The organism is Mycobacterium sp. SMC-13, assembly GCF_045311035.1.
In the GTDB taxonomy this organism is placed as follows: Bacteria; Actinomycetota; Actinomycetes; order Mycobacteriales; family Mycobacteriaceae; genus Mycobacterium.
Genome location: NZ_JBJIAI010000005.1, coordinates 134,468 through 159,283, shown reverse-complemented (window position 1 = coordinate 159,283; position 24,816 = coordinate 134,468). Strand labels below are relative to the sequence as shown.

The 24,816-nt window shown below is 67.9% G+C and carries 22 protein-coding genes and 1 tRNA gene; 10 read left to right on the top strand and 13 right to left on the bottom strand.

Going from position 1 to position 24,816, the window contains the following annotated elements; all coding sequences use genetic code 11:
- Positions 1-16 precede the first annotated feature (16 nt).
- On the bottom strand, positions 17-322 hold the full coding sequence (locus ACJH6I_RS09775; RefSeq protein WP_020100988.1) for a WhiB family transcriptional regulator: 306 nt from the start codon (positions 320-322) through the stop codon (positions 17-19).
- 341 nt (positions 323-663) lie between these two features.
- On the opposite strand from ACJH6I_RS09775, the gene ponA2 reads away from it, so the two are divergent.
- The 6 genes from ponA2 (at position 664) to lfrA (ending at position 7,951) form a co-directional block, all read left to right on the top strand.
- Positions 664-3,099, top strand: a complete 2,436-nt coding sequence (ponA2, locus tag ACJH6I_RS09770) for a transglycosylase domain-containing protein (protein WP_212807340.1) — start codon at positions 664-666, stop codon at positions 3,097-3,099.
- Between the two features lie 103 nt (positions 3,100-3,202).
- Positions 3,203-4,153: a metallophosphoesterase gene (locus ACJH6I_RS09765; protein WP_212807341.1), complete on the top strand. Its 951-nt coding sequence runs from the start codon at positions 3,203-3,205 to the stop codon at positions 4,151-4,153.
- Complete coding sequence (locus ACJH6I_RS09760; RefSeq protein ID WP_318985372.1) at positions 4,150-5,250, top strand: PLP-dependent cysteine synthase family protein; 1,101 nt, start codon at positions 4,150-4,152, stop codon at positions 5,248-5,250. The genes ACJH6I_RS09765 and ACJH6I_RS09760 overlap by 4 nt, the downstream gene beginning before the upstream one ends.
- Before the next feature lie 296 nt (positions 5,251-5,546).
- Positions 5,547-5,620 (top strand) — tRNA-Pro (locus ACJH6I_RS09755).
- A 151-nt stretch (positions 5,621-5,771) separates the two neighbouring features.
- The gene (locus ACJH6I_RS09750) at positions 5,772-6,347 is read left to right on the top strand and encodes a TetR/AcrR family transcriptional regulator (RefSeq protein ID WP_406774061.1); all 576 of its coding nucleotides are present in this window, start codon (positions 5,772-5,774) and stop codon (positions 6,345-6,347) included.
- An 83-nt stretch (positions 6,348-6,430) separates the two neighbouring features.
- A complete protein-coding gene (lfrA, locus tag ACJH6I_RS09745; protein WP_346415095.1) occupies positions 6,431-7,951 on the top strand; it encodes an efflux MFS transporter LfrA in 1,521 nt (506 codons plus the stop codon).
- Between the two features lie 60 nt (positions 7,952-8,011).
- Here the strand turns inward: lfrA and ACJH6I_RS09740 are convergent, their stop codons facing one another.
- Together ACJH6I_RS09740 and ACJH6I_RS09735 are read right to left on the bottom strand one after the other, a co-directional pair.
- Positions 8,012-9,283 (bottom strand): hypothetical protein, encoded by a 1,272-nt coding sequence (locus tag ACJH6I_RS09740; RefSeq protein ID WP_346415096.1) that lies wholly within the window; start codon positions 9,281-9,283, stop codon positions 8,012-8,014.
- Between the two features lie 492 nt (positions 9,284-9,775).
- The gene (locus tag ACJH6I_RS09735) at positions 9,776-10,924 is read right to left on the bottom strand and encodes a cation:proton antiporter (RefSeq protein WP_346415097.1); all 1,149 of its coding nucleotides are present in this window, start codon (positions 10,922-10,924) and stop codon (positions 9,776-9,778) included.
- A 143-nt stretch (positions 10,925-11,067) separates the two neighbouring features.
- Here ACJH6I_RS09735 and ACJH6I_RS09730 point away from each other — a divergent pair, with 143 nt between their 5' ends.
- From ACJH6I_RS09730 to ACJH6I_RS09715, 4 genes are read left to right on the top strand one after another with little or no spacing between them, the layout of a single operon-like run.
- Positions 11,068-11,856 carry a PadR family transcriptional regulator gene (locus ACJH6I_RS09730; RefSeq protein ID WP_212807347.1) on the top strand — a complete coding sequence of 263 codons (789 nt, stop codon included), beginning with the start codon at positions 11,068-11,070 and terminating at the stop codon, positions 11,854-11,856.
- 15 nt (positions 11,857-11,871) lie between these two features.
- A complete protein-coding gene (locus ACJH6I_RS09725) occupies positions 11,872-12,741 on the top strand; it encodes an oxidoreductase (RefSeq protein WP_212807348.1) in 870 nt (289 codons plus the stop codon).
- The gene (locus ACJH6I_RS09720) at positions 12,738-13,484 is read left to right on the top strand and encodes a class I SAM-dependent methyltransferase (protein WP_318985367.1); all 747 of its coding nucleotides are present in this window, start codon (positions 12,738-12,740) and stop codon (positions 13,482-13,484) included. The genes ACJH6I_RS09725 and ACJH6I_RS09720 overlap by 4 nt, the downstream gene beginning before the upstream one ends.
- Positions 13,485-13,493: 9 nt before the next feature.
- The gene (locus tag ACJH6I_RS09715; protein WP_212807349.1) at positions 13,494-14,189 is read left to right on the top strand and encodes a methyltransferase domain-containing protein; all 696 of its coding nucleotides are present in this window, start codon (positions 13,494-13,496) and stop codon (positions 14,187-14,189) included.
- A gap of 3 nt (positions 14,190-14,192) precedes the next feature.
- On the opposite strand, the gene egtE is transcribed toward ACJH6I_RS09715, so the two are convergent.
- From egtE to ACJH6I_RS09665, 10 genes are all read right to left on the bottom strand, one after another.
- Positions 14,193-15,326, bottom strand: coding sequence for an ergothioneine biosynthesis PLP-dependent enzyme EgtE (gene egtE / locus ACJH6I_RS09710; protein ID WP_212807350.1), 1,134 nt, complete (start codon positions 15,324-15,326; stop codon positions 14,193-14,195).
- On the bottom strand, positions 15,323-16,318 hold the full coding sequence (egtD, locus tag ACJH6I_RS09705; RefSeq protein ID WP_212807351.1) for an L-histidine N(alpha)-methyltransferase: 996 nt from the start codon (positions 16,316-16,318) through the stop codon (positions 15,323-15,325). Before egtD ends, egtE begins: the two co-directional genes overlap by 4 nt.
- Before the next feature lie 15 nt (positions 16,319-16,333).
- The gene (gene egtC, locus ACJH6I_RS09700; RefSeq protein ID WP_346415098.1) at positions 16,334-17,017 is read right to left on the bottom strand and encodes an ergothioneine biosynthesis protein EgtC; all 684 of its coding nucleotides are present in this window, start codon (positions 17,015-17,017) and stop codon (positions 16,334-16,336) included.
- Positions 17,017-18,324: an ergothioneine biosynthesis protein EgtB gene (egtB, locus tag ACJH6I_RS09695; protein WP_346415099.1), complete on the bottom strand. Its 1,308-nt coding sequence runs from the start codon at positions 18,322-18,324 to the stop codon at positions 17,017-17,019. Before egtB ends, egtC begins: the two co-directional genes overlap by 1 nt.
- Complete coding sequence (gene egtA, locus ACJH6I_RS09690) at positions 18,321-19,607, bottom strand: ergothioneine biosynthesis glutamate--cysteine ligase EgtA (protein ID WP_346415100.1); 1,287 nt, start codon at positions 19,605-19,607, stop codon at positions 18,321-18,323. Before egtA ends, egtB begins: the two co-directional genes overlap by 4 nt.
- 182 nt (positions 19,608-19,789) lie before the next feature.
- Positions 19,790-20,434 carry a sensor domain-containing protein gene (locus ACJH6I_RS09685; RefSeq protein WP_346415101.1) on the bottom strand — a complete coding sequence of 215 codons (645 nt, stop codon included), beginning with the start codon at positions 20,432-20,434 and terminating at the stop codon, positions 19,790-19,792.
- Positions 20,435-20,465: 31 nt separating this feature from the next.
- Positions 20,466-21,302 carry a mycofactocin-coupled SDR family oxidoreductase gene (locus tag ACJH6I_RS09680; RefSeq protein ID WP_406784028.1) on the bottom strand — a complete coding sequence of 279 codons (837 nt, stop codon included), beginning with the start codon at positions 21,300-21,302 and terminating at the stop codon, positions 20,466-20,468.
- A gap of 12 nt (positions 21,303-21,314) precedes the next feature.
- Positions 21,315-22,487 carry an NADH:flavin oxidoreductase gene (locus ACJH6I_RS09675; protein ID WP_406784027.1) on the bottom strand — a complete coding sequence of 391 codons (1,173 nt, stop codon included), beginning with the start codon at positions 22,485-22,487 and terminating at the stop codon, positions 21,315-21,317.
- Between the two features lie 44 nt (positions 22,488-22,531).
- On the bottom strand, positions 22,532-23,707 hold the full coding sequence (locus ACJH6I_RS09670; protein WP_406784026.1) for an MCE family protein: 1,176 nt from the start codon (positions 23,705-23,707) through the stop codon (positions 22,532-22,534).
- Positions 23,700-24,725 (bottom strand): MCE family protein, encoded by a 1,026-nt coding sequence (locus ACJH6I_RS09665; protein WP_406784025.1) that lies wholly within the window; start codon positions 24,723-24,725, stop codon positions 23,700-23,702. Before ACJH6I_RS09665 ends, ACJH6I_RS09670 begins: the two co-directional genes overlap by 8 nt.
- Between the last annotated feature and the right edge of the window lie 91 nt (positions 24,726-24,816).

The following is a 24,816-nucleotide window of genomic DNA, read 5'->3' as shown; positions in this document are numbered from 1 at the left end:
TTGTGCCAGAAGGAAATCAGACCGCGTTGCGGTGCTTGCGCTGGGTCGCGAAGAACTCGGCCCAGGACACCACCTCGGGGTGCTGCTTGAGAAGGGCGCGGCGCTGACGCTCGGTCATGCCGCCCCACACGCCGAACTCGACGCGGTTGTCGAGGGCGTCGGCGCCGCACTCGACGATCACCGGGCAATGCCGGCAGATGACTGCGGCCTTGCGCTGCGCGGCGCCCCGGACGAACAGCTCGTCGGGGTCGGCCTGCCGGCATCGGGCCTGCGAAACCCAGGCGATCCTGGCTTCGGCTTCAGGTTGGACCACACCCTGCATCGCGCCGTTTCCGGCCTTGGGAGCGATTGTCGCGCGAACTACTGGCTGTGTACCTGTCACCAGCGATCCCTTCGTCACACCGTCTCCCGACGGCCGAGTCCTCCCGAGTAGATCACTGATGCGATCTACGCCACATTGCGGCTAGTAGTGTTACCTAGATCGCATTGTGTGTTCAAGTTAGGTGGTCAGGGGCCTATTGCGCAATGGTTCTGGGGCCGCTTTTTTGGGACGTGTGTCCAAACGTTAATTTTTGCCCGTGTCGCAGCCCCCTAGATGCCCTGAGGACGTGGTAATCGACCAGCACTCAGCTGCTGGCCACCACGGTCGCTAGGCTGTACCCCATGTCCGAGCGACCGCAGAACCGTCCGCCGACCGCGGTCACCGTCATCAAGATGACGTGGTGCGTTCTGCTCGCCAGCGTCGTGCTCGCCGCGATGATGTTCCCGCTCATCGGGGGTGTCGGACTGATGTCCAACCGGGCATCCGACGTCGTGGCCAACGGTTCGGCCCAGTTGGTCGAAGGTGATGCGCCCGCCGTGTCCACGATGGTCGACGCCAAGGGCAACCCCATCGCGTGGCTGTATTCGCAGCGCCGCTTCGAGGTGCCGAGCGATCAGATCGCCAACACGATGAAGCTGGCCATCGTCTCGATCGAGGACAAACGGTTTGCCGAGCACAACGGGGTTGACTGGAAGGGCACCCTGACGGGCCTGTCTGGCTACATGTCGGGTTCGGCCGATACGCGCGGTGGATCCACCATCGAGCAGCAGTACGTGAAGAACTACCAGCTGCTCGTGGTCGCGCAGAGCGACGCCGAGCGACGGGCCGCCATCGAGACCACCCCGGCGCGCAAGCTGCGCGAGATCCGCATGGCGCTGACCCTGGACAAGACGTTCACGAAGTCCGAGATCCTGACGCGCTACCTGAACCTGGTGTCCTTCGGTAACGGCGCGTTCGGCATCCAGGACGCCGCGCAGACGTACTTCGGCATCAACGCCAACCAGCTGAACTGGCAGCAGGCGGCGCTGCTCGCCGGCATGGTGCAGTCGACCAGCGGACTGGATCCGTACGTCAACCCCGACGGCGCCCTGGCACGTCGAAACCTGGTGCTGGACACCATGATCCAGAACGTGCCCCAGGAAGCCGAGGCCCTGCGCGCCGCCAAGGCCGAGCCGCTCGGCATCCTGCCGCAGCCCAACCAGCTGCCCCGCGGCTGCATCGCCGCCGGCGACCGCGCCTTCTTCTGCGACTACGTGCTCGACTACCTGTCGAAGGCCGGCATCAGCAAGGACCAGGTGGCCAAGGGCGGCTACCTGATCCGCACGACCATCGACCCGGACATCCAGAACTCGGTCAAGTCGTCGATCGACGGCATCGCGTCCCCGTCCATCGACGGCATCGCCAGCGTCATGAGCGTCATCCGTCCCGGCAAGGACAACCACCAGGTGGTGGCGATGGCCAGCAACCGGACCTACGGCCTGAACACCGCGGCCGGGGAAACCATGCAGCCACAACCATTTTCATTGGTGGGTGACGGCGCCGGCTCCATCTTCAAGCTGTTCACCACGGCGGCCGCCATGGACATGGGCATGGGCATCAACGCGCAGCTCGACGTGCCCGGCCGGTTCGAGGCCAAGGGCCTCGGCAGCGGTGGCGCCAAGGGCTGCCCCAAGGACAAGTGGTGCGTCGAGAACGACGGCCGCTACCGGGGCAGCATGAACATCACCGACGCGCTGGCGTCGTCGCCCAACACCGGCTTCGCCAAGCTGATCTCACAGATCGGCGTCCCGCGGACCGTCGACATGGCGGTCAAGCTGGGACTGCGGTCCTACGCGGCGCCGGGCACCGCCCGCCCGTACGACCCGAACAGCAACGAGAGCCTGGCCGACTTCATCAAGCGGCAGAACATCGGCTCGTTCACCCTTGGGCCGTTCGAGGTCAACGCCCTCGAACTGTCGAACGTCGCGGCCACGCTGGCGTCGGGCGGCACCTGGTGCCCGCCCAACCCGGTGGACAAGGTGTTCGACCGGCACGGCAACGAGGTCTCGGTGACCACCCAGACCTGTGAGCAGGCGGTGCCCGAGGGCCTTGCCAACACGCTGGCCAACGCGATGAACAAGGACGCCGTCAGCGGTACCGGCGCGGGCGCCGCGCAGTCGGTCGGCTGGACGTTCCCGATGTCCGGAAAGACGGGCACCACCGAGGCCCACCGGTCGTCGGCGTTCCTCGGCTTCACCAGTGCCTACGCCGCCGCCAACTACATCTACGACGACTCCACCACGCCGTCGGACCTGTGTTCCTACCCGCTGCGCCAGTGCGGCCGCGGTGACCTCTACGGCGGCCACGAGCCGGCCCGCACGTGGTTCACCGCGATGAAGCAGTTCACGCCGCCCAACGTGGTGATGCCGCCGACCGACCCGCGCTACGTCGACGGTGGGCCGGGCTCCAAGGTGCCGAGCGTCGCGGGCATGGACCTCGACCTGGCGCAGAACCGCATCAAGGAAGCCGGCTTCCAGTTGTCCGCGCAGCCGTCGTGGGTCAACAGCACCGCGCCATCGGGTCAGGTCGTCGGCACCTCGCCGTCGGGTCAGACCATCCCCGGCTCGATCATCACGATCCAGGTCAGCAACGGCATCGCGCCGCCGCCTCCGCCACCACCGCCAGTGGGGATTCCGGGCATCGACGGCCTGCCGCCGGTGCAGATCGGGTCGACGGTCGTGGAGATTCCGGGCCTGCCGCCCATCACCGTGCCGGTCCTCGGTCCCCCGCCCCCATAGGCCGGGCCGAAACCTCAGAACGACCTAAGCCAACCCTGTGGGCTTTCTAACGATGACCAGCGACAACGGGCCAATCCCCGCGCTGAGCAAGTAGGCTGCCTGCATGTCTGCCATCGCCCGCAACGCAGCCGTCACCGTCGCCGGAACCCTGGCCGCGGGCCTCGCCTACGCCTCGCTCATCGAGCGCAACGCGTTCGTGGTCCGCGAGGTCACCATGCCGGTGCTGACACCCGGATCGTCGCCGCTGCGGGTGCTGCATCTGAGTGATCTGCACATGATGCCGGCGCAGCGCCGCAAGCAGGCATGGCTGCGCGAGCTGGCCCGCTGGGAGCCCGATCTGGTGGTCAACACCGGTGACAACCTCTCGCACCCGAAGTCGGTGCCGGCGGTGGTGCAGGCGATGGGCGATCTGCTGGCGGTGCCCGGGGTGTTCGTGTTCGGCAGCAACGACTACTTCGCGCCGAAGCCGAAGAACCCCGCCAACTACCTGTTCAGCAAGCACAAGCGGATCACCGGGCGGCCGCTGCCGTGGCAGGACCTGCGCGCGGCGTTCACCGAGCGCGGCTGGCTGGACATGACGCACACCCGCCGTGAGATCGAGGTCAACGGGCAGCTCATCGCCGTCGCCGGCGTCGACGATCCGCACCTGAACCGCGACCGCTACGACACCATCGCCGGCCGGCCCAACCCGGCCGCCAACCTGTCGCTGGGCGTCACCCATGCGCCGTACACCCGCGTGCTGGACCGCTTCGCCGAGGACGGCTACCAGCTGGTGCTGGCCGGCCACACGCACGGCGGGCAGCTGTGCGTGCCGTTCTACGGCGCGCTGGTGACCAACTGCGACATCGACACCTCCCGGGTAAAGGGCCCGTCCCGCTGGGGCGCCCACACGCAGCTGCACGTGTCGGCCGGCATGGGCACCTCGCCGTACACGCCGGTGCGCTTCTGCTGCCGGCCCGAGGTGACGCTGCTGACCCTGGTGGCCGCCCCGACAGGCGGCGGGCACGCCGGTATCGGCGCCGACATGACGCAGCCGGCCGTCTCGGCGCGGTGACCGCGCCGGTGGCGGCGCGCGGCGTCGACCGCGGCTGGGTCGACAACGCCGTCCGCCTCATCGAGGCCGACGCCCGGCGCAGCGCCGACACCCATCTCCTGCGTTATCCGCTGCCCGCCGCGTGGAGCGCGAGCGTCGACGTCCAGCTGTATCTCAAGGACGAGAGCACGCACATCACCGGCAGCCTCAAGCACCGGCTGGCCCGGTCGCTGTTCCTGTACGGGTTGTGCAACGGCTGGATCGGCCCGCGCACGACGGTCATCGAGGCGTCGTCCGGATCCACCGCGGTGTCCGAGGCGTATTTCGCGGCGCTGCTGGGGCTGGAGTTCATCGCGGTGATGCCGTCGTCGACGAGCGCGGCCAAGATCGAGCTCATCGAAAACCAGGGTGGCCGTTGCCATTTCGTCGAACAGTCGTCACAGGTGTACGACGAGGCGGAGCGTCTGGCGCGCGAGACGGGCGGCCACTACCTCGACCAGTTCACCAACGCCGAGCGCGCCACCGACTGGCGGGGCAACAACAACATCGCGGAGTCGATCTTCTCGCAGCTGCGTGAAGAGGCCCACCCGATCCCGGAGTGGATCGTGGTCGGGGCGGGCACCGGCGGTACGAGCGCCACGATCGGGCGGTTCCTGCGCTACCGGCGCCATGCCACGCGGCTGTGCGTGGTGGACCCGGAGAACTCGGCGTTCTATCCGTCGTGGGCCACGGGCGACCGAGAAGTGTTCACCGGGGCGTCGTCGCGTATCGAGGGCATCGGCCGGCCGCGGGTGGAGCCGTCGTTCCTGCCGGGCGTCGTGGACGCCATGGTGTGCGTGCCGGACGCGGCGTCGGTGGCCGCCGCGCGGCACGTGAGCAAGGTGCTGGGACGACGGGTGGGTCCGTCAACGGGGACGAACATCTGGGGCGCGTTCGGACTCCTGGCCGAGATGGTGGCGCAGGGCCGTAGCGGTTCGGTGGTGACGCTCCTGGCCGACAGCGGCGACCGCTACGCCGACACCTACTTCGACGACGCGTGGGTCAACAGTCGCGGGCTCGAGTCCGCCGACGCCGTGGCGGCACTGACGGAGTTCGAGCGCTCCGGCCGCTGGGCGTGATCCTGACGGCCCAGCCAGGCCGCCCGGTAGTCAGAAGTCGCGAACAGCCACAGCGCCGCGAGACCGAAGAATCCGCAGTAGAGCAAAGCTCCCAAGCCGGTCATGTTCGTTCCTCGCTTTCTGGCGTTCGGTTGCCGTTCATCAGAGTTACCCGTTTTAACGCACGTTGCGCAAAAATCCATCCCTCGAATGGACGTGATCTTCGCCGCTGACCCCGCCCACCAGCGGCTATCTCACCTGGCGAGGGCCGTTTGGCTTCTGAGGGCACCCGTGCGATAGGCTGTCGAAGCTTCACGCGGGGTGTGGCGCAGCTTGGTAGCGCGCTTCGTTCGGGACGAAGAGGTCGTGGGTTCGAATCCCGCCACCCCGACAAGTGAGCAAGGCCCTGACCAGGGAAATCTGGTCGGGGCCTTCTTCGTTTCTGGGGTCGGTGAGCCCCCACCTGCGACGTGATCACTCTCACCAGCCCCACATTGGGACATCAATGTCCCATTTTCGGCCAATCGTGCTATTTTTGACGCATGGCTGAGTTGAAATCGTTCGACACTGGCGTGCGGTCGCGCACCCGGAAGGCGATTCTCGATGCCGCCACCGCCGTCCTGGCGACCAACCCCGCGGCGTCCTTGACCGACATCGCCACCGCCGCGAACGTCGGCCGCAGCACTCTGCACCGGTACTTCCCCGAGCGCTCCGAGCTGATCCGCGCCGTCGCGCTGTACGTGCACGAGATGTGCAACACCGCCATCGACAAGGCCGAGCCGGCCTGTGGTCCCCCACTCGCCGCGCTGCGCCGGGTGGTCGAATCCCAGCTGGACCTCGGACCCATCGTGCCCTTCGTCTACAACGAGCCGACCATCGTGGCCGATCCGGAGTTGTCCGCGATCCTCGATACCGGCGACGAGGCGATAGCCGAAGTGCTGGCGCGGGTTTCGGCACGACCGCAGACCAGCCCACCGGAGTGGCCGCGCCTGGTTTTCTGGGCCCTGCTCGACGCCGGATATGAGGCACTGCGCCGGAACATCGCGCCGCGGGTCGAGATCGTCGACGCCATCATGGCCAGCCTGACGGCCGGCACCATCACCCCGGATCAGTCCTGATCCACCTGAATTTGTTTCACCGCAACGTATTTCATGCTGACTTCGGCTTGGACAGCCGCCGCATGAACAGTTAAGGAGCTCTCATGTCCACCAGTCTCGTCACCAAAGAGGTGACGAACCGGACCCCACAACGTCATTGGTGGGCGCTGGCAGTGCTGATGCTGCCCGTGCTGCTCGTCTCCATCGACAACACGGTGCTGGCCTTCGCGCTGCCCCGCATCGCCGAGGACTTCCGCCCGTCGGCCGCCACCCAGTTGTGGCTCGTCGACATCTATTCGCTCGTGCTGGCAACGCTTTTGGTGACCATGGGCAGCCTCGGTGACCGGTTCGGCCGGCGCCGGCTGTTGCTCATCGGCGCCGTCGGGTTCGCCGTCATCTCGGCTGCCGCGGCGTTCGCGCCCAGCGCCGGCTTCCTGGTCGCCGCGCGTGCCGCACTCGCCGTGTTCGGCGCCATGCTGATGCCGTCGACGCTGTCGCTGATCCGCAACATCTTCACCGAGGCCACATCGCGCCGCCTCGCGATCGCCATCTGGGCGTCGTGCTTCGCGGCCGGCTCGGCCCTCGGCCCGATCGTCGGCGGCCTGCTGCTGCAGCACTTCCACTGGGGCGCGGTCTTCATGATCGCCGTGCCGATCCTGCTGCCGCTGCTCGTGTTGGCGCCCAAGCTGGTGCCGGAATCGCGGGACCCGAACCCGGGCCCGGTCGACGCGCTGAGCGTGCTGCTGTCACTGGTGGCCATGCTGCCGATCGTGTGGGCGATCAAGACCTCCGCACACGACGGCATCTCGGCGGTGACGCTGGCGGCCGTCGCCCTGGGCGTCGCTGCGGGCGTCTGGTTCGTGCGTCGGCAGAACAGCAGTGCCACACCGATTCTCGACATGCGGTTGTTCCGGAACGGCCCGTTCACGGCGTCGATCCTGGCCAACTTCCTGTCGATGGTGGGCCTCATCGGGTTCCTGTTCTTCGTGTCGCAGCACCTGCAGCTGGTACTCGGACTGGCCCCGCTGACCGCCGCGCTGGTCATGTTGCCGGGAGCGGCGGCCTCGACCATCGCGGGCATCGCCGTGGTGCGGCTGACCAAGCGGTTCGCGCCGCAGACGCTGATGGTCACCGGTCTGCTGCTGGTGGCCGCCGGCTTCCTGCTCATCGTGCTGTTCCGTCACGACCTGACGATGGTCGGCGTCATCGCGTCGTTCACCGTGCTGGAGCTGGGTGTCGGTGTGTCGCAGACGATCTCGAACGACACCATCGTGGCGTCGGTGCCGTCGGAGAAGGCCGGCGCGGCGTCCGCGGTGTCAGAGACCGCCTACGAGCTGGGCGCGGTGATCGGCACTGCCGGACTGGGCACCATGTTCACCGCGTTCTACCGCGCGAACGTCGAACTGCCGGGCGCCCTGTCGCCCGCCCAGTCGGCCGACGCCGGCGAGAGCATCGGCGGCGCCATCTCGGTGGCTCGGACCCTGCCGACCGAGCTCGGCAACCACCTGATGGAGTCGGCGCGCGTCGCCTTCGATTCGGGGATCGGCGCCACTGCGGCGACAGCCGCGACGCTGGTTCTGATCGCCGCGGCAATCGTGGCCGCCGCCTTCCGCGGCCGGCAGTAGACGCTGAATGCACTGTGGCCCCATCGCCTTTCGGCGGTGGGGCCACAGTCGCGTAGTGAGTTACTTGCTACCGGAATCGCCCTTGGACGCCTTGGGCGCCTTCGGGGCCTTCGGTGCCTTGGTGGCACCCTTGATGGCGCCTGCGATCGACTTCGCGACCTTGGACACGGGGTTCTGCGCCTTCTTGGTCTTGGGCGCGGTGTCCTTGGGCGTCGTCACGGTGTCGGCATCCGTGGTGGCACCCTTGGTGTCCGTCGCCTTGGTGTCGGCATCCTTGGTCGCACCCTTGGCGTCGGCGTCCTTCGCGTCGGCGGCCTTGGTGTCAGCGGCCTTGGTGTCAGCGGCCTTGGTATCGGCAGCCTTGGTATCCGCGGCCTTGACGTCGGCGTCCTTCGCCGCGTCGGTCGCCGGGGCGGTCTCGGTCGAAGTTGCCGCCGCCGCCTTCTTCGTCGTCGTCGCCGTGTCAGCCGCTCCCGCGGCGGAGGACTCCGTGGCCGTCTTCGAGGTCTCGGCTGCCGGCGCCGCCGCCAGGGCGGCAGTTGTCGTTGCGGCAACGGGGACGGTGACGCCGCCCGGTGCGTTCGGGTTGACGTTCAGCGCCGTGATGATCCGGTTGACGATGTACGGGACGGTGCCGGTCTCAAAATCGGTGACATTCTTCTGAATGTTCTGCACGAGGCTCACCACATTGTTGAGCACGCCGTTGTAGATGGTGCCCGGATTGAGGGTCAGCACCGACTGCAGAATGCCCGTCACGCTCTTGACCACCTGCTGCACCACCGGCGTGGTTCCGAGGCACGAGCCGCAGCCGATGCCGACGGTCGAGATGGCCAGGCCGGCGACCAGAGCGGTGACCGAATCCAGCACCGCGGGCACCATGGCCTCCGCCACGGCCAACGGTTGCTGCAGGATGTTCTGCACCGGCCCGTTGATGCCCGTGATCAACTGCAGACCGCCGGGAAGCAGCCCGCCCACCAGCGAGTCGATGGCGCCGTTGACGTTGAGCGTGCCGAGGTTCCCCAGCACGTTGGCGAGGGTTCCCGGCAACGCGCCACCGAGGGTGAACGTCGCGCCGGTGATGTTGCCGATCAACTGCATGCCCTGCTGCACGCCGTAGTTCGCATCGAGCACCACCTGGCGCACCAGCGGGTTCACGCTGGTCTCCACCATGTAGCTGGTTTGCCCGACGGTCTCGGCGAGCGCGTTGTAGATGTTGCCCAGCGCCACGATCGGGTTGACCAATGCCGTCAGATGCACATCGGAAACCTGCACGTGCGAAACCGCAGGCAAGTGAGTTTCGGTCTGCGGCACCACCGGCGCCACAGCAATCACGCTCGCTCCTGCGAGGGCAATGCCCGCAGTGACATACGGCTTCATTGTGAGCTGCATTTGAGTCCTCCCAGTTATCGCGACACCCGTGTGGCGCAGAAATTTACCCCTAGTAGATAGGCATTTTTAACGAACCTACACATTTCCCAGCTAACCAAAATCGACCCGTCAGGAAATTGTCAATTCCGTTAGATTGCTGCCCTGACGAGCAAGTTAGCTGCGCTACCGAAACAGCAAATTGGTCGGGGTGAACCGCCCAAATCGCGACTCGGGCTGTTCATCGCATGACGAGACCCACGTCACACCACGGATTGAGTGGCTTACAAAACACACTGCAAATGGAAAGCGTCGAAAAATTGCAGTTTCAGCAAATTACGCTACGCATAACTTGCGCGCGCGTCAGTCGTAGCCGCGGACGGCGCACGCGGAGCGCACTCCACCGGCCGCGCGTCCACATGGTGAGACGGTGCGTCGGGCCGGACGCGACTGCGGAATTCACGCCGTCGCAGTTTGCCGACGCCGGGCGATCCCGCCGGCCACGGACGTCGCCACGACGGTCAGCAGCGCGCCGAGAATCAGCGCCGACGGCTCGCCCGGACTCAGCAGCTGCTGTTGCGTGCCCAGCGTGGCGGCGGCCACCGGCACGCCCAATTGCGCAGCCGCCAGCACCCCGAGCGACAGCGGCTGGCCGAGGAGCCGGCCGCTGAGGTGCGCGAGCACCGCTCCCACGCCCAGTGCCACACCCAACCCGATCAAGACCGGATGCTCACCCAGCTCCCGTACCTGCAAAGAGGCGCCGAGCCAGACGAAGAACAACGGCGCGAAGAACCCCTCGGTGATGCCGAACAGCTGGCGCGCCAGTCGACGTGGCTCGCCGATCGCCGAAAGGCAAAGGCCCAGCGCAAAACCCGCGAGCATGATCGACACGTGCGTCGACTTCGCCAGCGTCGCCAACCCGAACAGCACGATCAGGCTGATCCGCAGCTCGAGCGCCAGGTGCCGACTGTGCGAGTACTTGTGCATCCGCTTGAGCCACCCACGCTTGGCCTCATACCGCAGGAAGAAGTACAGGAGGACCGTGCATGCGGCGATCGCCAGGACTCCGACCGCCGCGCGCGGGGCGCCCGCCGGATTGATGACCAACGGCAACAGGACGATCGACGCGGCGTCGGCAATCGCGATCTGGGCGGTGACCGACAGCACCGGCGGTCCCGTCAGCCCCAGCGACTGGATGACCGGCAGCGCGAGCGCCGCCGAGGACGACGCCATGAGGACTGCGTACAACGGGGCGTGGCCCGTGCCGAACAGTTGCGTGACGACCACGCCCAACACCGCGGCGAACGCGCCCACCACGACCGCCCGCAAGAGCGCTCTGGGCAGGTCGCCCCGTAATGATCTGTCGCGCACCGGCACATGGGTCCCGACGATGAACATCACCAGTGCAAAGCCGATGTCCGCCAGCAGCATGAACGTCGGGTTGTCCGCGTCGACGATGCCGAAACCGGTGCGCCCCACGACGATTCCGGCAGCGAGTTCGCCGACGATCAAGGGCACCCGCAGCTTCGGCACCGCCGCCAGCAAGGGCCCCACGAGGCCGATGACGGCCACCAACGCGAGGGCATGAAATCCGAAGTCGCCCGCCATCGCCACACCCTAAACGCGGAGGCTCCGGTCGGCGCGTGACGCAGCCAACTCTCAGCAGACTGTTGCGCACCGATAGTTTCCGATATATCGTTAATGCATCGGAGGCGCATCGAGCGCCTCCCGCCGAAAGAGAGAACACATCTATGGAAACCCCATTCACCCCACCCGGCCGCCCGTTCGACGGCGGCCCCTTCAATCGCCCCTCCCACGGAGGTGGCTTCGGCTTCACCCCCGGCGACCGCGCACCGTTCATCGGCCCCGCCGACCGGCGCGCTCGGCATGACGAACGCCGCGCAGCCCGTCGCGAGATGCGCGAACAGTTCCGCGACCACGTGCGGGATCACCGCGGCGAAGGCGGCTTCGGCTTCGGGCCGGGCTTCGGCCCTGGTTTCGGTTTCGGACCTGGCTTCGGCCCCGGCTTCGGCGCCGGCCCGTTCGGACCGGGCGGCCCCCGCGGGCGCCGTCACGGTGGCCGCGGACGTGCCAGTGGTCGCAGCCGGCGCGGCGATGTCCGGGCCGCGATCCTCAAGCTGCTCACCGAGCGGCCGATGCACGGCTACGAGATGACGCAGGAGATCGCCGCGCGCAGCGACGGTCTGTGGAAGCCCAGCCCGGGCTCGATCTACCCGACCCTGCAACTGCTGGAGGACGAGGGTCTGATCAAGCCCGCCGAAAGTCATGGCAGCAAAAAGACTTTCGAGCTGACCGAGGACGGCCGCACCGCCGCCGACGCCATCGAGACCGCCCCGTGGGAAGAGATCGCCGAAGGCGCCGACCCGGCCGCCTTGAACCTGCGCAACGCGCTCGGGCAGTTGTTCGGCGCCGTCGCACAGTCGGTGCACTCGGCGAATGCCGAACAGCAGCAACGCATCCTGGACATCGTGAACAACGCCCGCCGCGAGATCTACCAGATTCTCGGCGAGTCCGACTAGCGTTAGCCTGGCTGCATGACGACGTACGCGCTCGGTCGGTACCAGGTCCACCGGATCGGATTCGGGGCCATGCAGCTGCCCGGGCCCGGCGTTTTCGGCCCACCACGTGACCACGACCAGGCGCTCGCCGTATTGCGACGCGCGGTCGAACTCGGCGTCAACCACATCGACACCGCGCAGTTCTACGGCCCGGACGTGGCCAACCAGCTGATCCGCGAGGCCCTGCATCCCTATCCGCAGGGCCTCGCGCTGGTCAGCAAGGTCGGTGCCCGCCGCGACGAGACCGGCGGCTGGCTGCCGGCACAGCAGCCCGATGAACTGCGGGCCGCGATCGAGCAGAACCTGGAAACCCTCGGCACCGACCGGCTCGCGGCGGTGAACCTGCGGGTGATGGGCGCCGACGGCGATCCCAGTGCGCCCGGCGATGTCGACCGGGACCTGTTCGACCGCCAGCTCACGGCCATGATCGCCGCCCGCGACGAGGGCCTGATCGACGGCATCGGCCTCAGCAGCATCTCCCTCGAGCATCTCGAGATCGCGCTGCAGCGCACCGACATCGCGTGCGTGCAGAACGCCTACAACCTCCTCGATCGAGCCTCGCAGCCGGTGCTGGACGCCTGCACCGCACGCGGCATCGCGTTCGTCCCGTTCTTCCCGCTGGGATCGGCGTTCAATCCGGAGAACCCGGTGCTCGGCCACCCCGAAATCCGCAAGACGGCAAGCAAACTCGGCCGGACGCCCGCGCAGGTCGCGTTGGCCTGGACCCTGGCCGCGGCACCCAACATGCTGCTCATCCCCGGCACGTCGTCGGTCGCGCATCTCGAGGAGAACCTCGCGGTGGCCGACATCGAGGTACCCGCCACGTTGACCGAGGCCCTCGGATGAGCGCCGACATCGATCGCATGCCGCGCGGCGGCCCGCAGGCGTCATGCCTCGATCGCGCGCTGCAGACCGATCAGCCCGAATACCTCGACCGCGACGACATCGATCCCGCGATCAAGCGCAGCGTGGTGCGCGCGCTGGAGCTCACCGGCAACTGGTTCGGTCTCCACGAACGCTTCGCCTACATCGTCATGGACGAAGTCGCCGAGGTTCCCGATCCGCGCATCCTCGAGCTGGGGGCCGGCCATGGGGGTCTGTCGAAGAAGGTGCTGGAGATGCATCCCACGGCAACCCTCACGGTCACCGACCTCGAGCCGGACTCGGTCGCGGCCATCACCGCCGGTGACCTGGGTTCCGATCCGCGGGTGACGGTGCGCGCCATGGACGCGACGGCCATCGACGCGGCCGACAGTGCTTATGCCCTGGCTGTTTTCGCGTTGTCGTTCCACCATCTACCGCCGTCTGCCGCCGTCCGGGTGCTCGCCGAGGGCACCCGGGTGGCGGACAAGTTGCTCATCATCGACCTGCCCCGGCCACCGTCGCCATTGCACCTGATGCGGCTGGCGGCCATGCTGCCGCTGGCCCCGTTCGTGCCGTTCGTGCACGACGGCGTCATCAGCTCGCTGCGGGCCTACAGTCCGTCCGCACTGCGGGCATTGGCCGACGCAGCAGGCGTCGACATCGAACTGCGCAGCGGCCTGTACTCGCCGCAAATTGCCGTCGCCACCCGGCGGCCGCCCGCGTAGGTTGGACGCATGACCGACTCGTCGAACGAAGTGATGGATTGGGACAGCGTCTACCGGCAGGAGGGCGGTTTCGACGGTCCGCCGCCGTGGAACATCGGCGAGCCGCAGCCTGAACTGGCTGCGCTGATCGACGCCGGTCAGGTCACCGGTGACGTCCTCGACGCGGGCTGTGGCCACGCGGAGCTGGCCCTCGCGCTGGCCGCCGCGGGTCACAACGTGGTGGGCATCGAACTCTCCCCCACCGCGGTTGCCGCCGCGAAACAGGCTGCCGCGGAACGGAATCTGACCAACGCGACATTCGTCGAAGACGACATCACCTCGTTCACCGGATTCGACGGACGATTCGACACCATCATGGACTCGACGTTGTTCCACTCGATTCCGGTCGAGGCCCGCGACGCCTACCAGCAGGCGGTGTTCCGCGCTGCCGCGCCGGGCGCCAAGTACTACATCCTGGTGTTCGCCAAGGGCGCGTTCCCGGCCGAGGCCGAGATGAAGCCCAACGAGGTCACCGAGGACGAGCTGCGTGAAGCCGTCGGCAAGTACTGGGCCATCGACGAAATCCGGCCGGCCTTCATCCACGCCGGTATGGTCGCGCCGCCATCGGTGCCGGGGCAGCCGCCGCTCGAGATGCCGCCGCACGCGCTCGACGAGAAGGGCCGGCTGAAGATGCCGGCGTTCCTGCTCACGGCACACAAGGCCTGACGGTCAGGTCGACGCGGCAGTCAGCGCACCGGCGAAGGACTCCAGTTCGTCGCCGGTGACGTCGACATGCGGCGAGACCCGCAGCACCGGGATCTTCATCTCGAAGGGCGCCCGCTCGATACCGGCCACGGTCGTGACGACATGGTGCTCGGTAATCAGCTTGGTGCGCACCGAGTTCGGGTCGGCGCCGCGCGTCGGCTCCAGCGTGGTGATGGCCGTCGGCTCGTCGACGTCCTCGACCACGCGCCACCCGGGCAGTCCGGCCAGCGCGGTGCGGGTCAGACGGCCCACCTCGGCCAGTCGGGCCCGGACCAGCTCGGGCCCGGCCACCAGATGCTCTTCGAGGGCCTTCGAAAAGGCCACGCGGGCAGCCACATTGGCCTCACCGAGGTCGAGCCGTTTCAGCACCGGTAGCGGTGTCCCCCATTCCGGCAGCGGGATGCGCGGCCGAAGCCGGTGCGACACAGATGAACTGATCGCCAGCACGCCGACGCCGCGCGGCCCGGCCAGCCATTTGCGCGACGACGCGTAGATGACGTCGGGAGCCACCGCGCAGTCCAGATGGCCCAGCGCCTGTGCGGCGTCCACCGCCACCGGCACCCCGATCGCATGGCACGCCGCGACGAACTCCGACAGCGGCTGGGCCACCCCGCGGTGACTGCCGAGTGCCGTCAGATGGGCCAGCGCGGGCGGGTCACCCTGCATCAGCGCGACCGCCACTTCGACGTCGAGCCGCCCCTGGCCGTCGACCGGCAGCTCCCGGACGGTGAATCCGTTGGCTTCCATCACCACCAGATTGGGGCCGTATTCGCCTGGCAGGCAGGCGATGGTCTTGTCGCCGTCCCAACTGCTGAGCAGGAGGTTGAGCGCGTTGTTGGAACCCGTGGTGAACACCACGTCGCCGGCGGCCATCCCGGTCAGCGCGGCCACGGCCGCCCGTCCGCCCTCCAACACGGGTTCCGCGGATTCTGCGGCGACATAGCCGCCGACCTGAGCTTCCAGCCGGGCATGCTGGGCCGCGGCGTCGATGACGGCGAAGCTCTGCCGCGAGCAAGCGGCGTTGTCGAGATGCAGGCCCGCCGGTGTGGGCCGGGCTGCGCGCCACAGGCGCGCGACGGCGGAATCGGCCCCGGTCACGTCCGCAGGTCCGGCTTGACCGCCAGCGACAGCCCGAAATCCCCGGCGGGGTCGGTCCACCAGTCGGTCTGCCGGAGTCCGGCGGCCGCCAACTCGGCCGCGACGCCCTCGGGGCGGAACTTGCACGACACCTCGGTCAACATCTCCTCACCCGCCTCGAACTCCACCGACAGATCCAGCTCGCGTATCTGAACCTGTTGCGCGGCAACAGACCTCAGCCACATCTCGATACGCTCGTGCTCGGTGTTCCATCGTGCCACATGTTCGAAGCGGTCGAGATCGAAATCCGCATCCAGCTCCCGGTTCACCACCGCCAGGACGTTGCGGTTGAACCGCGCGGTGACCCCGGCGCTGTCGTCGTAGGCGGCCACCAACCGGGCGGTGTCCTTCACCAGGTCGGTGCCGAGCAGCAGCGTGTCGCCCGGCCGCATCGCCGCGGCCAGGCTCTCGAGGAACTCCGCCCGCGGGCCGGCCGTCAGGTTGCCGATCGTCGACCCGAGGAACACGATGAGCCGACGGCCCACCACGGGCAGTTCGCCCAGATGCTGCTCGAAATCACCTCGCACGCCGCTGATCTCGACACCCTCGTACTCGTCGGACAACTGCGTGAGCGCGGCGCTGAGTACGTTCTCGTCGACGTCGAACGCCACGAACCGGCGCAGCGCCGCGGCGTCCCGGAACGCGTCGAGCAAGATGCGCGTCTTCTCCGACGTGCCGCTGCCGAGCTCGACGAGGGTGTCCGCGCCGGAGGCCGCCACGATGGCGGCCGCCGCCTCATGCAGGATGTGCGCCTCGGTGCGTGTCGGGTAGTACTCGGGCAGGCGGGTGATCTGATCGAACAGGTCACTGCCGACGGCATCGTAGAACCACTTGGGCGGCAACGATTTCGGCGACTGCGACAGGCCATCCCGGACATCACGCCGCAATGCACGGGGCGCCCAGTCGGCGGCGAGATGGTTGGTCAGCAGCGGTGCCGTCTTGCTCGGTGTCATCGTGGGTCCTCTTCCTCAGGTCAACGGCGTCATCGCGACGCCGGCGGCCGTCACCTCGACGAGGTGACGGTCTGGGATGTCCTGCCAGTCGGGGTGGTCGTCGTAGGGCTCGCTGGCCAGCACGACCCCGTCGGGCCGGCGCAGTATCGACACCGTCTCGCCCCACACGGTGGCCAGCATCCGGGAACCGTTGGCCGCCAGGATGTTCAGCCGCGCCGACGGATCGGACTCCCCGACCCGGCGCACGGTGTCGCCCAGGCTGTCCAGTCCCTCGGCGAAGATGTGCGCGGCCAGGATCGCGCTGTCGACCGTCGATTCCGCGGTTCGCGACACCGGCAGCACCGCCCGGTCGACGATGCCGTTGTGCGACAACAGCCACTCGCCGTCGGTGAACGGCGCCGATGCCGACGGCTCGATGGGCATTCCGACGGTGGCCGAGCGGACGGCGGCCACCACACACGCACTGCGCAGCGCCGGCGCCACCGATGCCAGCGACGCATCGCCCCACAACGGCGCGGCGCTGCGCCAGCGCCGCGGTGTCGCGCCGTCGAAGAAGCCGACACCCCAGCCGTCGGCATTGAGCAACCCGTGCTTCTGCCGTCGGGGTGAATAGGACTGCACCAGAAGCCCGTTCGCCGGTTCCAGGATCAGTGACGACACCGAGACGGGGTTGCCGAGCCAGCCCAGATGACGACACATCAGCCGCGCACCTCGTCAACCGACCAGGCCAGCCGCACGCCGGAGAAGATCTGACGACGGATCGGGTGGTCCCAGTTGCGGAAGCTGGGCCGCAGGATGTCGCCGGCCACGGCCCAGGAACCGCCGCGCAGCACCCGGTAGTCACCGCTGCCGGTGCCCTCGAAGAACGGCTGCGAATAGCGGTCGTAGATCATCGGCGTGAAACCCGGCCACGGGCGCAGCGGTGACGTGGTCCACTCCCAGACATCGCCGAGCAGCTGCTCGGCACCGTAGGCCGAGGCGCCCTCCGGGTAGGCCCCCGCGGGCGCGGGACGCAGCGCGTCGCCGCCGAGATTGGCGAGGTGCGCATCGGGTTCGGCGGCGCCCCAAGGGAATCGGCGCCGTTGTCCGGTCGTGGGATCCCACGCGCAGGCCTTCTCCCACTCCACCTCGGTGGGTAGCCGCGCCCCGGCCCAGGCGGCGTAGGCCTCGGCTTCGTAGAAGCTGACGTGCTGCACGGGCTCGTCGGGCGGCAGCTCCTCGACATGCCCGAACCGGACCCGCGTGGTGCCGTCGGCGTTCCAGAACTGTGGCGCCACCAGACCCGCCTGCTGCCGATGCGCCCAGCCGGCCGCCGACCACCACCGGGGCTGCCGGTAGCCACCGTCGGCGATGAACTCGCGCCATTCGGCGTTGGTGACCGGCACCCGGCCGATCCGGAACGACGGCACGTCGACGACGTGCGCCGGGCCCTCGTTGTCGAGCGCGAAAGGTTCGTCGGCCGCGTCGACACCGAGTACGAACGGTCCGCCGGGTACCAGCACCGAGGTGCCGGCGACCCCGTGACGCCCCCGCGGCAGGACGGCGCCCGGCCCCAACAATGGCGGGCCGCTGCGCAGGTTCAGGGCCTGCAGCATGGTCTCGTCGTGCTGGTTCTCGTGGCTGATCACCAGGGCGAACGGGAACTGGGCAGCGGCCTCGTCCGGCGCCCGGTCAAGGGCGTCAAAGGCTTTCGACCGGATGGTGCGGCAGAAGGCGCGCGCATCGGTCGGCGGCAATAGCGGCAACGACACCCGGCTGGCGCGCGAATGCACGAACGCGTCATACAGACCGTCCACGTCGGGCGGCAGCAGGCCGGGACGGTTCAGGTCGCCGCCGCGCAGCAGCCACAGTTCTTCCTGCTGACCGATGTGCGCGAGGTCCCACACCAGCGGACTCATCAGCGGGTCGTACTGACGCAGCAGTTCGGCGTCGTCGAACTCGACAAGGGCCAGAGTCCGGTCCCGGGCCCTGGTCAGCCCTCGGGCCAACAGCTCGCGCGTACTCACACCCCACCTTTCAGCCGGTCATCACATGCCAACCCGGTGATGGCCGAATCGATTCCGTGAGCGACGACCCGGTCCGCGAAGTCATCGGCCGCGCTGCGCCCTTGCCGTACCTGCCGCAGCAGCCGGTCCATCGAGTCCGCCACATCGGCCGGCGCGGCCTCGGCGGCCGCTTCCACACATCGCACCGCGGCCGCCTGCAGCCGCGGATCGGCCAGGCCCACCCGCGCCGCCTGATCCCATGCGGTGGCAACCGATTCCGTTGCCTCCCAAGCGATCTGCGACAGCCGAGCGTCGTCCAGCAGCGTCACCAGGGTGAACACGACAGCCGGCCACAGGTCGTCGGACACGGCGTCTAGGTAGCGGATCTCCAGCCAGCGCCGCGGCCGGACCGGCGGGAACAGCGTCGTCAGGTGGTAGTCGAGGTCGGCCTCGGTCGGCCGGCGCCCACCGAGCAGCGTGCGCCCGTCCGCCCAGTCGGCGAACGGCACCCATTCGGTGACCGGCTCAGCCTCCGGCGTGTGCACGAGCATCACCGGCGCCTTGAGGGCGTAGCGCGCCCAGTCGTTGGCCGGATCGTCGCCGCTGGCACCGAGAACGGGCCCGCAGCGGGCGGTGTCCAGCTGGCCCCAGATGCGCTGCCGCGTGCTCTGCCATCCGGTGAATTCGCCGCCCAGCATCGGCGAACTCGCCGACACCGCGGTCATGGTGGGGCCGAGCGCGTGGGCAAGCCGGACGCGGTCGGCCCAGCCCTCGCGCGGGCCGGCGTCGACATTGATCTGCAGCGAGGCGGTCGACGTCATCATCGCGGCCCCCGCGGCACCCGTCCCGCCGGCCGCGAAGAACGCCTCCATGGCCCGGTACCGGCCGCCGGGGTTCACCCGGGCCTGTGGCCGGAGCGGGTCCACGCCGACCTGCAGCAGGCCCAGACCACGGCGCCGCAACGACTCCCGGAGCACGGCCTGATCGGCCTGCATCGCCGCGATGGCGGCCCCGGCGCCGTCCATCGGCGGACCCGACAGTTCGATGGCGCCGCCGGGCTCCATGGTGATCGTGCTGCCACCGGGTAGCTGCGGAACGGCCTCGACGGCCTGCGTGAGCTCATCCCAGCCGGGACGCCGCGTCAGGTCGGACAGGTCGAAGCAGTGCGCCTCCAGTTCGAGGCCGACGCGGCCCACCGGTCCGTCCCGCAGGCACCCGCCGCCGGCCAACAGCGCGGCGCTGTACGCGCTCGACAACTCGGGGTATTCGGCGTGCGGACGACACATGGCGGTAGCGGTGCCCATCTGAACATCCCCTTCCGGGACCGGGGGCCTGGCCCCGCATCCGTTGGTTGGTGTTCCCGGACCAAGTCTGCGTTACACAGTCAGACGCGTCCCGAGCATTACCTGTTCGTCCGACGATGCCATGAGGCACCGACAAAAATCTGCGCAATATATGTGCGATGCCTGACTCACCCCGGACATGGTCATTGCCCCAACGCGTTCTGCATGGCTCCGGCCAGCACGTTGACCGCGAGGCCGGCGTTGCCGGATTGGCAGACTTTCGCCTGCAGCAGAACGTTCTCCCGCAGCCGGGTCTGCGCGAAACAGCGGCGATCGGTGCCCGCTTCCTGCTTGACCCACGCCTCGTCCGCCGGGCCGGCCTGCGCGCCCGCGAAGCTCCACACCTCGGTCCGGCCGTCCTCGAGGTGCATCGCGGTGGTCTGGCCCGAGCAGCCGGCGGTCCGGTCGACGACCCGGTGGAACGCCCGTGACGCGGCCTCGGCGGTCGCGAATACACCCACCACCTGCTTGGCCGCGTGGCTGTCATCGGTGGCCGCCGTCTGCGCCACGGCGCCGTTGAACGACGCCAGGTCCGGGTCGCCGTACACCTCGGGCAGTCCGATGTCGGCCCAGTTGTTGCACGCCGGGAGATCGACGAAGAAGCCCTGGAACGGCGCGGTGAAGGTGGACTCCCAGCCCATCGGTGCGCCGACCACATTGCCCACGGATCCCTTGCCCAGTACGGCGTACGACACCACACCCGGATCCGAAGGCCTGGCGGCAGCGGCCGGCGCCAGGGCCAGGGCCGCGGTGACGCAGGCTGTGAACCAGATCGGGCGCGCAGTCATGGCTTCGATGATGCCAGTTGCGGCCCTCTTGTCAGCCGGTCAACCGGGCGGTGGCCCCGGCATCGACCGGCAGGACCGTGCCGGTGATGTGGGTGCTGTCCGGGTGTGCCAGGAACATGACCGCGCGCGTGATCTCCGCGGGCTTCAGGAAGGGCACCGGCTGCAGGTGCAACGACGCGAACACCGATTCCACGTCGGCGAGCGTCGGCTGATCCAGATCGGGGCGCATGGCGCCGAACAACGCGTCGTTGAAGGTCATCGGGGTTTCGACGTTGCCGGGCGCCACCGCGTTGACGGTGATTCCGTGTCCGGCCAGGTCGTGCGCGGCGACCTTGGTCAATCCGATGACGCCCCACTTCGAGGCGGCATACGCGGCCTGCGCGAAATTTCCGCTGCGGCCCAGCATCGAGGACACCGTGACGATCCGGCCGAATCCGCGCGCGATCATCCCCGGCGCCACCGCGGCGATCGTGTTGAACGTGCCGGTGAGGTTGGACCCGATCACTTCATCCCACTGTGCCGACGGGACGTCGGGCAGCATCGCGATCGCACTGACGCCGGCATTGGTGACGGCGATGTCCAGGCGCCCCAACTCCGATTCGACGCGAGCGACGAACTGCTCCAGCGCACCACGGTCGGCCGTCGAGAGTTTCGCTGTGATACAACGTCTTCCGGTTGCCTCGACCAGCTCGGCGGTGGTGGCCAGATCCGCTTCGGTCGCCAACGGATAGGCGATCTGGTCGTTGTTCTCGCAGCGGTCGCAGATGGCGATATCCGCACCCGCCTCGGCAAGTGCCACCGCGTGCGATCGGCCCATTCCCCTTGCCCCGCCGGTGATCAGCGCAACGAGGCCGTCAAAGTCACCCATAAAGCTCCTATCTCAGTTCGGTTTGCCGGTGACCACGCAGTGGGTCCGGGTGTAGATGGTGGGCATGCACAGATTGCAGTGTGTGCAGCCTGATTTCGTGGTGTTGTCGGCCTGGATGCGGCCCAGCAGGTCCGGTTCGGCCAGCAGGGCCCGGCCCATCGCCACGAACTCGAACCCTTCGGCCATGGCCAAATCCATGGTGTCGCGGTTGGTGATGCCGCCCAGCAGGATCAGCGGCATCGACAGTTCGGCCCGGAACTGGCGGGCCTGCTCGAGCAGGAACGCCTCCCGGTACGGGTATTCGCGGAAGAACTTGTGTCCGCTCATCCGGATGCCCCACCGCAGCGGCGGTTTGAAGTTCGCGGCGAACTCTTTGACCGGGGCATCCCCGCGGAACAGGTACATCGGGTTCACGAGCGAGCTGCCCGCGGTCAACTCCAGGGCATCGAGGTTGCCGTCTTCTTGCAGCCACTTCGCGGTCTGCAGCGACTCCTCGAGCGGGATGCCGCCGCGCACGCCGTCGGTCATGGTGAGTTTGGCGATCACCGCGATCTGATTCCCCACGGCCTCGCGTACGGCGGCCACGGTGCCGCGGGCCACCTTGGCCCGGTTGGCCAGCGAGCCGCCGAACTCGTCGCGGCGCTTATTGATCAACGGGCTCAAAAAGGAGCTGGCGAAGTAGTTGTGGCCCAAATGGACTTCCACGGCGTCGAACCCGGCTTCGATCGCGAGTGTGGCGGCGTTCGCGTGCGCGGCCATCACCGCGTCGATGTCGGCGCGGGTGGCTTTCTTGGCGAAGCGCATCGACAGCGGGTTGAAGAACCGCACCGGGGCCAGCGCTGTGGCTTTGTTGGTGCGGGGGTTGGCGACCGGGCCGGCGTGCCCGATCTGCGCGCTGATCGCCGCCCCCTCGCCGTGCACCGCATCAGTGAGTCTGCGCAGCCCGGGCACGGCCTCGGGACGCATCCACAACTGCCACCCATCGGTACGCCCACCCGGGGACACCGCGCAATAGGCGACCGTGGTCATCCCCACCCCACCGGCGGCCGGCAGCCGGTGATACCGGATCAGATCATCGGTGACCAGCGCATCCGGGGTCGCCGCCTCGAACGTCGCGGCCTTGATCACCCGATTCCGCAACGTGATCGGACCGAGCTTGGCCGGCTGGAATGGGTCGGGTGTCATGCTTTCGGTAATCCTCTCGGCAAATCTCGATGCGACAACATCTTTCACGGCTTCGCTCCGTGCTGCGTGGCGGTTCCCGGTGGAATCTGGAACGGGTCGGCGGCTTGCCCCGACAGGTTGGAGAGTGCGCCCATCAGGAAATCCGGTGGATCGACGATCTCGGACAAGCGCGGCATGTTGGGGTCGAGTCGCGATGTGGTGAGCAGGTTTTCGCCGAGCCGCCGGAGGGTGAGGTCGAACGTCGAGTAGACGTTGAGATAGTCGCCGCGAACGGCGTTGCGCAGGTACTTCTGGGCGAACGGGAACGTGGGCAGGATTTCCAGATCGTGGATGAAGTCGTCGGCGTTGTCGTTGAGGGCTTTGATGAGTGGGTAGGTGTCCCTGAGGTCGGCGGCGAGGTCTACTTTTGTCTGCGACACAACGCGTTCGGCGGTCGAGGCGAGTCTGCGCAGTGCCTCGAACGCCGCGACGATGTTGGTGCGATTTCGGTTCAGCACGTCGAGTGCGGCGGGCAGCGTCTGCAGCGTCCGCCCCAGTGCGTCGGCGCCCCGCGCCAATGCGGCCGCCGTGCGGTCGATACCTTCCGCCACCGAGATGATGGTGGACGTCTGCGCATCGAGGAACCTGGTCAGTTCGGCCAGCTTCGCCACCAATCCGGGGAACGTCGCCGCGTGTCCAACCACTGCGGCATACGCCGCGTCTGTAATGTCCTGCAGGGAGCCGAGATTGCCGTTGTTAACGATGACGCCGAGCGCGCCCAGGACCTCTTCGGTGGTGGGAAAGTGACCCGTCCGACCGAGTCGGATGTGGGCGCCATCCGCCAGTCTGGCGGGCGCCGGCCGGTCAGTCGGACGTATCAGTTCGACGTGCTGGGAACCCAGCAGCGACGTTTGTCCCACTGCCGCCGAGACGTTCGCGGGTAGTTCCACCTGGCGGTCCAGCGAAAGACGAACGGCCGCATACACCGTGCTGCCGGCCCGTTGCATGACGGCGACCCCGGAGACGCTTCCCACGGTGACGTCCCCGACCTTGACCGGCGAATTCTGCGGTAGGCCGACGACGTTGTCCAGCTCGACGGTCACCTCGAACGACCCGGGGCCGTGCCCGGCCGTGCCCGGCAACGCAAGCGAATTCAGACCGTCGAACTGACAGCCCGATACGACAACGGCAAGGCAGGCCAGGATCGCGACGCCGCGCAACCCAAGGCGTCGGTCACCCATTCTCCGAGCACCGCCCCTTCGATGGATCGGGCGCTCCGCCGATGGGAATGATGATGTCGCTGCCGGCCGGGCCGCTGAGCTTGATCTTGCTGGAGCAGAAGAAGATGTTGAAGAACGCACCATATGCGCCAAGTGAATTGAGCCGCAGGTAGCTGTCGGCGAGAGGCTCGATGGCGGCGTTGACTTCGGCCTTGCGCTCGTAGACCCGCTGCGCGAAGGGACGCACATTTTCGATGACACCCTGGACCGGTCGCCGCGAACGGTCGAGCATCTGGGTCAATTCGTCCGATGATGCGGCGAGCGGCGCGATGGCGCCGGCAAGGGTGTCGCGGTCCTGCGCCAGACCCGTCAGCAGGTTCTGCAGCGTGTCGACACTGGTGCTGAACTGCCGGCTCTTCGAATCCACGGTGCCGAGAACGGTGTCGAGGTTGCCGACGACATCACCGATGAGCTGATCACGCCCGGAGACGTTCTGCGTGAAGTTGCCTGTCGTCGAAAGCAGTTGCGACACAGTACCACCCTGGCCCTGCAGCAGATCGATGACGGCGGCGGTAATGGCGTTGATCTTTTCTCCGTCGAGGCCCTTGAGCACGGGGCGCAGTCCGCCGAGGAGCGCGTCGAGGTCGACCGCGGGCTGGGTATTGCTCAGCGGGATGGTCGCCCCGGCCGCCAGCACATGCAATTCCCCTGCGGCAAAGGCCAATTCGAGATAACGGTCGCCCGTCAGGTTCAGGTAGCGGATGACGGCCCTGGTCGACGTGTACAGGCGGTAGCGCGAATCAACGCTGAACAGGACGTCGACGGTGTTGTCGGGGCGCAGCGACACCCGGTCGACCTTGCCCACCGGCAACCCGGCCATCCGCACGTCCTGCCCGGCTTTCAGGCGTGAGGCATCGGCGAATTGGGCGTGATACCGCTCGCCCGCCCCGAACCGGAACTGGCCGAACACCACCACGAGCGCGGCGGCGACCAACAGCATCACCACGGTGAACGCAGTCGCCTTCGCCCCGGCAGTCATCGCAACTCCTTAATTAGTGATCCAGTGGTACACTAATTACCGGGATCGCGTCAATGACATCGCCGAGGATCGGGTGCTGTGATGATGGACC

Excerpts from the sequence above, each read along its gene's own strand:
- ACJH6I_RS09775 (WP_020100988.1), bottom strand. The coding sequence starts at position 322 with ATGCAGGGTGTGGTCCAACCTGAAGCCGAAGCCAGGATCGCCTGGGTT.
- ponA2 (WP_212807340.1), top strand. The coding sequence starts at position 664 with ATGTCCGAGCGACCGCAGAACCGTCCGCCGACCGCGGTCACCGTCATC.
- ACJH6I_RS09765 (WP_212807341.1), top strand. The coding sequence starts at position 3,203 with ATGTCTGCCATCGCCCGCAACGCAGCCGTCACCGTCGCCGGAACCCTG.
- ACJH6I_RS09750 (WP_406774061.1), top strand. The coding sequence starts at position 5,772 with ATGGCTGAGTTGAAATCGTTCGACACTGGCGTGCGGTCGCGCACCCGG.
- lfrA (WP_346415095.1), top strand. The coding sequence starts at position 6,431 with ATGTCCACCAGTCTCGTCACCAAAGAGGTGACGAACCGGACCCCACAA.
- ACJH6I_RS09735 (WP_346415097.1), bottom strand. The coding sequence starts at position 10,924 with ATGGCGGGCGACTTCGGATTTCATGCCCTCGCGTTGGTGGCCGTCATC.
- ACJH6I_RS09730 (WP_212807347.1), top strand. The coding sequence starts at position 11,068 with ATGGAAACCCCATTCACCCCACCCGGCCGCCCGTTCGACGGCGGCCCC.
- ACJH6I_RS09725 (WP_212807348.1), top strand. The coding sequence starts at position 11,872 with ATGACGACGTACGCGCTCGGTCGGTACCAGGTCCACCGGATCGGATTC.
- ACJH6I_RS09720 (WP_318985367.1), top strand. The coding sequence starts at position 12,738 with ATGAGCGCCGACATCGATCGCATGCCGCGCGGCGGCCCGCAGGCGTCA.
- ACJH6I_RS09715 (WP_212807349.1), top strand. The coding sequence starts at position 13,494 with ATGACCGACTCGTCGAACGAAGTGATGGATTGGGACAGCGTCTACCGG.
- egtD (WP_212807351.1), bottom strand. The coding sequence starts at position 16,318 with ATGACACCGAGCAAGACGGCACCGCTGCTGACCAACCATCTCGCCGCC.
- egtC (WP_346415098.1), bottom strand. The coding sequence starts at position 17,017 with ATGTGTCGTCATCTGGGCTGGCTCGGCAACCCCGTCTCGGTGTCGTCA.
- egtA (WP_346415100.1), bottom strand. The coding sequence starts at position 19,607 with ATGGGCACCGCTACCGCCATGTGTCGTCCGCACGCCGAATACCCCGAG.
- ACJH6I_RS09685 (WP_346415101.1), bottom strand. The coding sequence starts at position 20,434 with ATGACTGCGCGCCCGATCTGGTTCACAGCCTGCGTCACCGCGGCCCTG.
- ACJH6I_RS09680 (WP_406784028.1), bottom strand. The coding sequence starts at position 21,302 with ATGGGTGACTTTGACGGCCTCGTTGCGCTGATCACCGGCGGGGCAAGG.
- ACJH6I_RS09675 (WP_406784027.1), bottom strand. The coding sequence starts at position 22,487 with ATGACACCCGACCCATTCCAGCCGGCCAAGCTCGGTCCGATCACGTTG.
- ACJH6I_RS09670 (WP_406784026.1), bottom strand. The coding sequence starts at position 23,707 with ATGGGTGACCGACGCCTTGGGTTGCGCGGCGTCGCGATCCTGGCCTGC.
- ACJH6I_RS09665 (WP_406784025.1), bottom strand. The coding sequence starts at position 24,725 with ATGACTGCCGGGGCGAAGGCGACTGCGTTCACCGTGGTGATGCTGTTG.